General features: G+C 58.7%; 5 protein-coding genes, 1 tRNA gene and 2 pseudogenes. 7 read left to right on the forward strand and 1 reads right to left on the reverse strand.

The features are described from left to right. The first annotated feature begins 67 nt into the window (after positions 1-67). A complete protein-coding gene (locus AC1DZ8_RS04045) occupies positions 68-1,048 on the forward strand; it encodes a D-alanyl-D-alanine carboxypeptidase family protein (protein WP_477306122.1) in 981 nt (326 codons plus the stop codon). A gap of 18 nt (positions 1,049-1,066) precedes the next feature. Here AC1DZ8_RS04045 and AC1DZ8_RS04050 read toward each other — a convergent pair whose 3' ends face one another. Continuing rightward, entirely contained in the window at positions 1,067-1,516 is a 450-nt protein-coding gene (locus AC1DZ8_RS04050; protein WP_477306124.1) for a universal stress protein, read from the reverse strand. Between the two features lie 534 nt (positions 1,517-2,050). Here AC1DZ8_RS04050 and AC1DZ8_RS04055 point away from each other — a divergent pair. From AC1DZ8_RS04055 to AC1DZ8_RS04080, 6 genes and pseudogenes are all read left to right on the forward strand, one after another. Continuing rightward, complete coding sequence (locus AC1DZ8_RS04055) at positions 2,051-2,965, forward strand: DUF1003 domain-containing protein (RefSeq protein WP_477306126.1); 915 nt, start codon at positions 2,051-2,053, stop codon at positions 2,963-2,965. A gap of 371 nt (positions 2,966-3,336) precedes the next feature. Beyond that, positions 3,337-3,413: transfer RNA gene (locus AC1DZ8_RS04060), tRNA-Arg, on the forward strand. A 381-nt stretch (positions 3,414-3,794) separates the two neighbouring features. Beyond that, the gene (locus AC1DZ8_RS04065; protein ID WP_477306128.1) at positions 3,795-5,657 is read left to right on the forward strand and encodes a DUF262 domain-containing protein; all 1,863 of its coding nucleotides are present in this window, start codon (positions 3,795-3,797) and stop codon (positions 5,655-5,657) included. A gap of 28 nt (positions 5,658-5,685) precedes the next feature. Next, a pseudogene (locus AC1DZ8_RS04070) lies at positions 5,686-8,525 on the forward strand (class I SAM-dependent DNA methyltransferase). Next, positions 8,522-10,583, forward strand: a pseudogene (locus AC1DZ8_RS04075) (DEAD/DEAH box helicase). Before AC1DZ8_RS04070 ends, AC1DZ8_RS04075 begins: the two co-directional pseudogenes overlap by 4 nt. Beyond that, on the forward strand, positions 10,576-11,775 hold the full coding sequence (locus AC1DZ8_RS04080) for a GIY-YIG nuclease family protein (RefSeq protein WP_477306130.1): 1,200 nt from the start codon (positions 10,576-10,578) through the stop codon (positions 11,773-11,775). Before AC1DZ8_RS04075 ends, AC1DZ8_RS04080 begins: the two are co-directional and overlap by 8 nt. The last annotated feature ends 39 nt before the right edge of the window (positions 11,776-11,814 follow it).

Here is an 11,814-nt window from a genome sequence, read left to right on the forward strand (position 1 = left end):
TTAACCAAATGGACGCGGCCAATGGGTTAGGCTAGGTTCCGGCCCTCTCAGCAACGCCGGACTTGCCTTGCCCGACTTCCATTTCCCCTCCCTCGCCCAGAGATTTGTCGCAGCGTTGCTGCTGCTCGTCTTCGTTGCCGGCTGCAGCACCACTGCGCCGCCCGACAGCGTGCTGGCGGTGCCGGCGCCGCAGGAAAAATATGCGGCCATCGTCGTCGATGCCAGCGGCAAGACGCTGTTCGAGGTCAGTTCGACGGCGCAGCGCTATCCGGCGTCGCTGACCAAAATGATGACGCTCTATCTGCTGTTCGAGGCGCTGGAGACCGGCCGCATCAGCAAGGAAACGCAGATCCCGGTTTCCGACAATGCGGCACGGCAGCCGCCGACCAAGCTGCGCTTCAGGCGCGGCGAGAGCATCGATGTCGATTCGGCGATCCGGGCGATCGTGGTCAAATCGGCCAATGACGTGGCGGTGGCGGTGGGCGAATATCTTGGCGGCTCGGAAGACCAGTTCGCCGCCATGATGACGTCGAAGGCGCGCCAGATCGGCATGACGAGCACCGTCTTCCGCAACGCATCCGGGCTGCCCGACGCAGGCCAGCATACGACGGCGCGCGACATGGCGACGCTCGGCATGGCGTTGCGCGCCCGCTTCCCGCAACAGTTCCACTATTTCTCCGAAAGCGACTTCATGTTCCGCGGACGGCTGGTGCGCGGCCACAACGACATGCTCGGCCGGGTGCGCGGCGTCGACGGCATCAAGACCGGCTACATCAAGGCTTCCGGCTTCAACATCGTGACGTCCTACAATGCCGACGGTCGCAAGCTGATCGTGGTGGTGATGGGCGCCGACAGCGCCCGCCAGCGCAACGACCATGTCGAAGCGCTGATCCAGCGCAGCCTTTCGCCAGCGATGGCCGATACGAAGACGCGGCTGATGTTTGCGGGCGATCAGCCGGCCGCGTCGCCGCTTCCGGGTCTGCCGCCACCTGACTCATCGCTGCCAGGCTTGCCCGATTCGGCGCTCCCCGGGGTATCAGTTCAATAAACAGCTGGCCGATCGGCCCTACCGCACCACCAGCACCGGGATTTCCGTCAGCGACACGACTTCCGCGGTCTGGCTGCCCAGCACCAGCCTGCCCAGCCCCCGGCGGCCATGCGAGGCCATGACGATGAGGTCGCAGGCCTCGGAGCGGGAGACGTCAAGGATGGCCTCTGCCGGCGTCCTGTTCTCGACGTACAGGGTCTTTGCCCGCACGCCGAGCGCGTCGGCCTCAGCCTTGCACTTGTCCAGCACCTGACGGCCATATTTGCGTGCGTTTTCCTCGTAATTGACCAGCTCTTCGCCGGCGATATAGCCGGCCATGGCCCCACCCCAGGCCAGTGCCGGGAACGGCTCGGAGACGTTGACGAAGGTGACGGCGGCGCCGAGGCCCTTGGCCAGTTCGAGGCCGTGGGCGACGCCCTTGCCGGCGAGTTCCGAACCGTCGGTGGCGATCAGAATATGTTTGTACATGGCGACGACCCCTGTTGCGGAGCGGACCTTGCCCCTGGTGGCTTGGCGAGGCGCTTCTTGGCGCAGCTCTCCCATGGATATAAGCGCCCCGCCAGTTTGGCCACAGGGTGAGGATGAGGCCAGCAGGCAGCGACCATGGCGCCAGTGTCCGTGTACTCGATCTCTCCTGGATGGGGCGCGTACTCGCAGATGGCGTTCCCCCTCTCCGTCTCGGCTTCGCCGATCCACCTTGCCGGGGCGAGCCACGGGTCTCGCCCGTCCTTCGGACCCCCCGCTCTGCGGGGGCGAGGAACCCAAGTTTTCCGAGGCGGCGACTCCGGCGATTGGCGTTTCCTCGCCCCCATGAAATGGGGGAGAGGTGGCTCGGCGAAGCCGAGACGGAGCGGGGGCTGTGCTGCCCTACGCGATTGCAGGCAGACTTGCCGGACGCGCCACTCATCACAAGCGCTTGCACAGGCCCGCAAATCTCACCGCAACAGTGGCTATGCCGCGCCGGCTTGGCGTATCGTGGGTGCGACAGCAGGAGCCGGCATCATGAGCACAGCCCCGAAACCTTCCGAGCAGGCCGACGGCGAAAACGACAGCGGCGGCGAGTATTTCGAGGCACCGCCCGCTCACGAAGCCGAGCTGGTTGCCGACGAGGCGCTGGAAGCGCCCGACGTGCCGGACTCCGAACCCGCTGGTCATGGCCGCCTGAAGCCGAAGCGAAAGCCGTCGGCGATATCAGGCCGCAAATTCCGCAAGCGCGACCTGGTGCGCATCGACGACCTCAGGCCGAGCCTCGCCGACCGTATCCGCTCCGACCATCCCGACCTGCCGCGTGGCGCCCGCATCAGCCGCGAGGAGCTCGGCCGCTACCGCATGCGCTATATGGAGGAGCTGCTGCAGCAGGAGCATGGCGAATTCTCCGAGCTCGACCGCCAGGTGGTCGAATCGATCGCCAGGCAGGACACGATTTCGGAAAACTCGGAAGAGGAGTTCGAGGAGCACCGGTCGTTCGCCGACCGCGTCTCCGACAATATGGCGGCCTTCGGCGGCAGCTGGTGGTTCCTGATCTCGTTCGGCAGCGTGCTTGCGGTGTGGATTGGCATCAATTTGATCGCGGGCATGAGCAGCGCCTTCGACCCCTACCCCTTCATCCTGCTCAACCTTTTGCTCTCCTGCATCGCCGCCATCCAGGCGCCGATCATCATGATGAGCCAGAGACGGACGGAGGCCAAGGACCGCCTGCGCTCCTTCAACGACTACCGGGTGAACCTGAAAGCCGAGCTGGAAGTGCGCCACCTGCACGAAAAGCTCGACTACCTGATCTCGCGCCAATGGACGCGGCTGGCCGAAATGCAACAGATGCAGCTGGATGCGATGCACGAGCTGACGGGCGCGAAGAAGGCGAAGCGCACCACGCGCAGGGTGCGCAGGCGGGTGGCGAAGGTGGATGCGGCGGGGTGAGGCCCGCGCAGCGGACGAAGAGCCAATTGCCTGGCTTTTCGAGCGACGAGCGGTGAAGCGCCGGTCCGCCTTCGGACAGGGAGCCTGCGAAGGGCGGGCGGGCGAGCTCACGATCAGTTGTTCGGTGAGGGCAATTGTGCTATTATTTAGGACATGGTGCTGATTTGCGCCAGCGACCCGCCGCCGAGGCGGGTTTTTCGTTTTCCGCCTTGCGGGCCTGGCTATCCATCGGTTGGATCCTGAAGGATTCGAACCTGCGAGCTTTGCCTGAGGGCGCCATCTCAATTGCCCGTTGATGCCCGCGCCGGCTTCCGCTAAGAAGCCGTTGCTGGCCGGCCTATCGGCTGGTTCGTTTTCAGGACTCCCTGAAGGCACCCGTAGCTCAGCTGGATAGAGCGCTGCCCTCCGAAGGCAGAGGTCACAGGTTCGAATCCTGTCGGGTGCGCCAACAAGCCCGTTCTAGGCTGGGTTTTTGCCCGCAGACAATGGCTGCCTAAGAGTACAACCACGCCATCTCAGTTTTCAGCACTTTTCCAGAACGGATGGCGGATCGATCATATTAGCAGCCATAGCCTACTCAGCTAAAGAATAAAAAAGGGAGTGAGAGACTGGCCGCATACCTTTTTTTTCCTACGGACCCAGATAAGACTAATCGGTTACTTCCGATCAGAGATTGGCACCCAGTTCGGAAGTGTGAAAATAACCGGCAGGGCGGATCGCAAGCGGAAATAGTTCCCTGCTAAAATCTCTAGAAGCGCGACATACTCCAACATTTCAATCGCGAAATGGGGCGTCTGTTCGGGCAGCTGTTTCAACATGGGGGGGTAAAATGCGGCCATATTCGAAGTCGATCATAGATCTTTTTGACGGCAAAAAGCGGTACCTTGTCCCGCTTTACCAACGGCAATACGCGTGGAAAGTCAGTCCTCAGCTCGAACTGCTGTGGGAGGACATAGAGCGAGCTGTTGAGAAACTCGCATCCGGCAGAACGTCGATTGCTCCCCACTTCATGGGCGCCATCGTCATTGCGGAAATAAAAACGTTCGACAAGCAGGTCCGCGCATACGAGGTGATCGACGGACAGCAGCGCCTCACCACTTTTCAATTGTTGCTAGCAGCACTTCGTGACGTGGCGCTGGCGAACAAGTCGAACTATGCAAGCGAGGTGAGCAAGTACCTTTTGAATGATGGCGTCATGGAGACTCCTCAGGTCGAGCGATACAAACTATGGCCCACTCTGACGGATCGTCGTGCGTACGTAGCTTTGATAGACCCGAAAGCGGACCTGACGAAAATCGGCGTAGTAGCAACGGATGAAGATGGTGTGGTCCGCTTGGCCGTGGGTGCGCACTCATGGTTTCGAAGCCGGATTGAACAACACGTTGGAACTGGCGATGCCTTCGACGAGTTCCGCCTCGAAAAGCTTTTTGAAGCACTGAAGAACGGATTAGCGACCGTCTCGATCGAACTCGAAGGGGGTGATGACCCCCAGACCATTTTTGAGACGCTGAATAGCCGCGGGGTTGACCTGTCCGCAGGTGACCTCATGAGGAACTTCATATTCCAACGTGCAAAGGGGATGGGCCAGAAGGACGGCTCCCTTACCATCGACGATCTGTACAGCCGGTATTGGCTTCCTCTTGATCACTGGTTCTGGCGCGAGGGTGAAACTCGCGGGAGGCAGTCCAGGGAAAGATTGGACTGGCTTCTTGTGGACCATCTGTCGATGAAAAGAGCGGATTTGGTATCCGTCGAAAATCTGTTTGAAAGCTACCGGAGATGGATCCTCAACGATGAGCCATTCGAAAGCGTCAACGCTGAGCTTCAATCTATCGCGAGCAGCGCTTCAATTCATCGACAAATTACAGACGGGCACTCGGACAACGTGCTCGGCCGGTTCGGAATGTTCTCTCGAGCGTTCGACGTTTCAACAACAATGCCGCTGGTCCTCTATTTAGCCACTGAAGCGAAGCTCGACGACAGCGGGCTATCCGAAGCGTTAGGAATGCTTGAATCTCTCATTCTACGTCGGGACATCTGCGGGCTTCCCACAGCTGGTTACAATCGACTGTTCGTTTCTACGATCGATCGGCTTCGTGCCTCTGAGACCGACACCATAAGTGAGCTTCGGCAGCAGCTGTCGGCGGCCGCGGTTGACACTTTTCGATGGCCCAGGGATCAAGAGTGGCGGACGGGGTGGCTGGGTAGAGACCAATACAAAAGCAACAGGCAACCGCGTCTTCGCTACATTTTCGAGGCCCTTGAAAAGCGCAAACGAACGGTTCTTTCCGAAGAGATAGAAATTCGCTCGCCCCTGAGCATTGAGCACATTTTGCCTCAAAAGTGGCGCGACCATTGGCCGGTGCCAGGTTTCGATCACATGTCCGTTGGAGAAGGCGACTTGGACAAAACGATCCGAGAATTGGATCGCGAGCACTGCGTGAACAAACTCGGGAACCTAACGCTACTCACAAGTCCGCTGAATTCTAAAAATTCGAACGCAGAATTTGCCGTGAAGCTGCCGTTGATCCGCGCTCATGCTAGCTTGGCTTTAAACCGTGAACTGAACGGTTACCAGCACTGGGACGAGACAACAGTGGCAGCCCGAGGAACCGCCCTTTTTGAAACAGCGCGGCAAATATGGTTATCCCCTGACACGGCCAACGACGTGGAAATCGATCTTGATCTTTAGTAAAATTGTTTCCAGCGAGTGATGGCTCATGAACGCCGTCGAAATTGAAGAAGCCATATCGGCGCTTGCCGACCACCCGTTCGACGGTGGCGAGTTCCCATTCGCCTTCCTGCAGGCGTTCGGGAACAAGGAAACGACGATCAGAAAGCTGCGGGCGGGCGCATCGAACAAATCCGATCTCGGCGGCGTGCTTCAGACCAGCAACATCCATATCGCCGTTGCCGCTCCGGGCAAAGTCACGGCAACCCTCGCCGCGCTGAAAGCCAGCCCGGCGACGGCCAGGGCCAAGGCGAAATTCGTGCTGGCCACAGATGGAGACGCTTTAGAAGCTGAGGATTTGACGAACGGTGAAACCGTTGCCTGCGCTTATGCCGACTTCCCAAACCATTTCGGCTTCTTTCTCCAGCTTGCCGGCATCACGACCGTCAAGCAAGTCCGCGAAAGCTCCTTCGACATCCGGGCCACGGGACGCCTGAACCGCCTGTATCGAACGCTGCTGGAAGAAAACCCCGATTGGGATGCCGCCGAACGCCGCCCAGAAATAAATCATTTCATGGCGCGGCTGATCTTCTGCTTCTTTGCCGAGGACACCGACATCTTTAACGGCACAGGCCTTTTCACTGACACCATCGAGCAGATGAGCGCGCGAGATTCATCCAATACGCACGAGGTCATCAGTACGTTGTTTCGGGCGATGAATACGAAGATCGCCGAGCGGAAGGCGGCCAATCTGCCGCGATGGTCAGACGCTTTCCCCTATGTGAACGGCGAGCTTTTCTCCGGCAGCATTGAGGTGCCACGATTCAGCAAGATCGCCCGTTCCTACCTCATTCATATCGGCAATCTCGACTGGACAAGGATCAACCCCGACATCTTCGGATCGATGATTCAGGCCGTTGCTGACGATGAGGAGCGCGGTGCGCTCGGCATGCACTACACGTCCGTGCCGAACATCCTCAAAGTGCTCAATCCGTTATTCCTCAACGACCTAGGGACGCAGCTTGAGGAAGCGGGCGACAATCCCCGGTCGCTGCTTAACCTGCGGAAGCGCATGGCGAAGATCAGAGTGTTCGACCCGGCCTGTGGATCGGGCAACTTCCTCGTCATCGCCTACAAAGAAATGCGGGCCATCGAGGCCGAAATCAACAAGCGGCGCGGCGAGGCGGACCAACGCAGCGAGATCCCACTGACGAATTTCCGTGGTATCGAGTTGCGCGACTTCCCGGCTGAGGTCGCGCGCCTTGCGCTGATCATCGCAGAGTTTCAATGCGACGTGCTGTATCGCGGACAGAAGGAGGCGCTGGCGGAGTTTCTGCCGCTCGACGCGCAGAACTGGATCACCTGCGGGAACGCGCTAAGGCTCGACTGGCTCAGTATCTGCCCGCCGACGGGGACGGGCGTAAGGCATCACGCTGAGGACTTGTTTCACACCCCGCTCGACCAAGCGCAAATCGACTTCGAGAACGAGGGCGGGGAAATATCTGCGGGAATCCGCCGTATCTCGGCAGCAAGAAGCAAACTGACGACCAAAAAAGTGACCTTGGCGCTCTTTTTGATAGACGTATCAGGAAGTGGAAATCGTTGGACTATGTATCGGGATGGTTCATCAAGGCCGCTGACTACGGAACCAAGACAAAAACGACCGCTGCTTTTGTGGCAACCAACTCAATTTGCCAAGGGCAGCATGTACCGATCCTATGGCCCGAAATCTTCAACACTGGCAGTAGAATCGTCTTCGCGCATACATCCTTTAAATGGGCGAACCTTGCCAGCTACAATGCCGGCGTGACAGTCGTGATTGTTGGTATTTCTAACACGATCGGTCTCAAGAAATGGCTCTATTCTCTCCTTGACGCTGCAGCACAAACCGTTGAGCGAAAAGAATCAGCCAACATCAACGCATACCTTGTACCGGCACCGAATGTTGAAGTTGAGCAAGTAGCAAATCCAATCCAAGGCATGGTGCCGATGCAGTTCGGAAACCACCCGTACTATGGCGCTGCGTTGATTTTCTCGAATGACGAGGCTCGTCAAGTCGTCCAGCAAGCGCCAGATGCAGCACGTTTTATTCGGCCTTTTTATGGCTCCACTGAGTTCATTGACCGCGCCCCACGTGCTTGCCTTTGGATTTCCGATGAGGATGCCACTGAAGCGATGAGACTGAAGCCCATCGCTGAGCGAGTTGCAATTGTAAAAGCATCTCGCGTGGCCGCGGGAAATGGGGAGGCAAGCGCAAGAAGCAAAGGCAGTGGTGCTGGCAGCAAGAAGAAAGAGGATGCCAGCGCGAAGAAGTTGGCTGATACCCCGTGGCGATTCCGTGAGCAGGTGATGTCAAAGCGGCAGACAATCATCGTGCCGCGCGTGAGTTCGGAAAATCGACCATATCTTCCGGTGGGGCTGCTTGAGTCAAATTGCGTTGTGCAGGAAAAAGCCTTTGCAATGTATGACGCTCCACTCTGGAACATTGCCCTCATTGCCGCACGTTTGCATTGGGTTTGGATTGGGACCGTCTGCGTGAGAATGCGAACCGACTTTTCATACTCAAATACCCTCGGTTGGAACACTTTCCCGGTTCCCACTCTCACCGAAAAGAACAAAACCGATCTGACCCGCTGTGCCGAGGATATTCTGTTGGTGCGCGAGGCGCATTACCCCGCGACCATCGCCGATCTCTATGATTCTGAGAAGATGCCCGCCGACTTGCGTGAAGCCCACGAGCGCAACGACGAGGTGCTTGAGCGGATCTATATCGGTCGCCGCTTCCGCAATGACACCGAGCGGCTGGAAAAGCTGTTCGATCTGTATACGAAAATGATTGCGTCACCGGGCGCCGCAGCAAAGAACAAACGGGCGGGGGCAAGAGCGTGACCGACGAAAAGAAATCCGTTCCATCCGTTTCGGTTTCCTACGCAAGCAACGGCAACTCGACCAAAGCCAATGCCCTTGGCATGCGCCCGATGCAGGAGCGCGCCTATGAGCGGCGTGGCGAGCAGTATCTTCTCATCAAGTCGCCGCCCGCCTCGGGCAAGAGCCGGGCGCTCATGTTCGTCGCGCTCGACAAGCTCCATAATCAGGAAGTGAAGCAGGCAATCATCGTCGTGCCGGAAAAATCCATCGGCGCGAGCTTCAACGACGAGCCGCTGACCAAATACGGCTTCTGGGCCGACTGGATCGTCCAGCCGAAATGGAATCTCTGCAACGCCCCCGGCGAAGACGGCGGCAAGGTCAACTCCGTCGGTGCTTTCCTTGACAGCGCCGACAAGGTGCTGGTCTGCACCCATGCGACCTTCCGCTTCGCCGTGGAGAGATTCGGCATCGAGAAATTCGATGATCGGCTGATTGCAGTGGACGAATTTCACCATGTGTCGGCCGACTCAGATAGCAAGCTCGGCCAACATCTTGGCCAGCTTATCGGTCGCGGCCGAGTGCATATCGTCGCCATGACCGGTTCCTATTTCCGAGGCGATGCTATGCCGGTGCTCGTTCCGGAGGACGAGGCCAAATTCGATACCGTGACCTACACCTACTATGAGCAGCTGAATGGCTACGAATATCTTAAGCAACTCGACATCGGCTATTTCTTTTATTCCGGCTCCTATGCCGACGACATCCTGAACGTCCTGGACCCGGTCCAGAAAACCATCATCCACATCCCGAGTGTCAATTCGCGCGAAAGCACGAAGGACAAGATCAGGGAGGTCGAGCACATCATTGAGGCGTTGGGCGAGTGGCAGGGGATAGACCCCGCGACCGGCTTCCAGCTGGTCAAGACGCCAGACGGCCGCATGCTCAGGATCGCCGACCTGGTCGATGATGATGCGTACAAACGCGACCGCGTTTCGGTGGCGCTGAAAGACGCAGGCCAGAAATACAACCGCGACCATGTGGACATCATTATCGCGCTCGGCATGGCGAAGGAAGGTTTCGACTGGATTTGGTGCGAACACGCATTGACGGTCGGCTATCGGTCCAGCCTTACCGAGATCGTGCAGATCATCGGCCGCGCGACCCGCGACGCGCCGGGCAAGGCTCGGGCACGCTTCACCAACCTGATCGCTGAGCCGGACGCTTCCGAGGACGCCGTCGCCGAAGCCGTCAACGACACGCTCAAAGCTATCGCCGCCAGTTTGTTGATGGAGCAGGTTCTTGCGCCGCGTTTCAACTTTACGCCCAAGAACCCGAACAGCGGGCCGGTCGAGGGCTTCGACTATGGCGAGGGCGGCTACGACCCGAACAAGACAAATGTCGGCTTCAACGAGCAAACAGGCCAATTCCAGATAGAGATCAACGGGCTTGCCGAACCCAGGAGCAAGGAAGCGGCACGCATCTGCCAGGAGGATCTGAATGAAGTGATCGCGGCCTTCGTTCAGGACAAGGCAGCGATCGAGCGTGGCCTGTTCGACGAGGAATTGGTGCCTGAGGAACTCACGCAGATCCGTATGGGCAAGATCATCAAGGACAAGTATCCCGAATTGGACGAAGGAGATCAGGAGGCAGTGCGCCAGCACGCCATAACTGCTTCTTAATCTGACGCAGCAGGCGAAGCAGATTGCGCTGGGTGGCGGAAGCGCCGGCGGCGAACCGAGCACCAATACCGCGCTGATCGATGGTGTGCGCAGGTTTGCGATGGATGTCCGCGAACTGGATATCGACCTCATCGACCGGATCAATCCGTTTGGCGAGGCTTACGCCATCCTCGCCAAGGCCATGAGCGAGGACAGTCTGAAACAGGTGGCGGCAGCGATTGCCGCCAAGCGTACAAATCTGACACCGGAGGAAGCGAAGGAACTCGCGGTTCGGGCGGTGAAATTCAAGAAGGAGCGCGGGCGACTTCCCTCGGTCAGCTCGACGGATGCCTGGGAAAAGCGCATGGCCGAAGGCGCTGCCGCCTTTGTGCGCTTCAAGGATGAGGGTCGCTATGAGTGACCTAGACCTTGATGAGCTGCGCTCCGAACTCGACGACTTCGCCCAACCGGAGAAGAAGGGTGGCCGCTCCGCGCGCGAGGAACGCATCATCGCCGGCTTCGAAGAGATCCAACGGTTCGTCGAACAGCATGGCCATCCACCACTCCATGGCGAAGACAGAGATATTTTCGAGCGGCTCTACGCAGTGCGACTGGACCGGCTTTCAGCGCTCGAAGAATGCAGATCGCTGCTATTGCCTATGGACCACCAGGGCCTTCTTCAATCGGCAAGCAGCGTCGCAGGCGGCTTCGCGGAACCGGCCAATGACGACGAGTTGCTTGCAGAACTGGCCGGCGCGGCTGGCGCGGCTGAGATAACCGAGCTTCGGCACGTCCGGACCAGCGCCGAGAAGCGCGCGGCCGAGGAAATTGCCAACCGTACGAAGTGCGAAGACTTCGACCGCTTCAAGCCGCTGTTCGACCAGGTGCAGAGCGACCTCCGAAACGGTCTGCGCACAACAAGACGGTTTGTTAAGGACGCGGGTTTCCTGAAAGCAGAAATCAAGGCGGGACAGTTTTTCATCCTCGGCGGACAAACTGCCTACGTTGCAGAGGTGGGTGAAGCATTTAAGGCCCCGAACGGAGAGAGCGACGCGCGATTGAGAGTCGTCTATTCGAACGGAACAGAAAGCGATTTACTTTTACGCTCACTTCAACGCGCCCTTTACAAGGACGAGGCCGGCAGGCGAATAACCGAGCCAACCGCAGGGCCGTTGTTTGCCGATCAGAACGAGGAAGGGGACGAGGCCAGCGGCATCGTCTATGTGCTGCGCAGCAAATCCGATAATCCGGCCGTTGCGGCCCATCGAGACGTGCTGCACAAGATCGGTGTGACCGGCGGCGATGTTGTGCGTCGTATCGCCAATGCGAAGCTCGATCCGACTTTTCTAATGGCCGATGTCGAGGTCGTCGCCACCTATGAACTGTACAACATCAATCGCACCCGGCTTGAAAACCTGATCCACCGCATCTTCGGCGCGGCTCGTCTCGACATCAAAATCAACGACCGTTTCGGCCAGCCGATCATTCCACGAGAATGGTTCCTAGTTCCGCTTTTCGTGGTCGATGAAGCCATCGAGAAGATCAGGGACGGTACGATTACCGGCTACTCATATGACCCGAAGACTGCCTCGCTCGTACGAGCAGCCGGGTAGGAATACTGCAAGGCGGCAACGGTCTCCGTCGTTGAGCCA

The sequence above is a fragment of the Mesorhizobium sp. P2_F7 genome, assembly GCF_056403695.1.

Bases quoted from the DNA above. Each gene is read 5' to 3' on its own strand.
- AC1DZ8_RS04050 (WP_477306124.1), bottom strand. From the start codon at position 1,516: ATGTACAAACATATTCTGATCGCCACCGACGGTTCGGAACTCGCCGGC.
- AC1DZ8_RS04055 (WP_477306126.1), top strand. From the start codon at position 2,051: ATGAGCACAGCCCCGAAACCTTCCGAGCAGGCCGACGGCGAAAACGAC.
- AC1DZ8_RS04065 (WP_477306128.1), top strand. From the start codon at position 3,795: ATGCGGCCATATTCGAAGTCGATCATAGATCTTTTTGACGGCAAAAAG.
- AC1DZ8_RS04080 (WP_477306130.1), top strand. From the start codon at position 10,576: ATGAGTGACCTAGACCTTGATGAGCTGCGCTCCGAACTCGACGACTTC.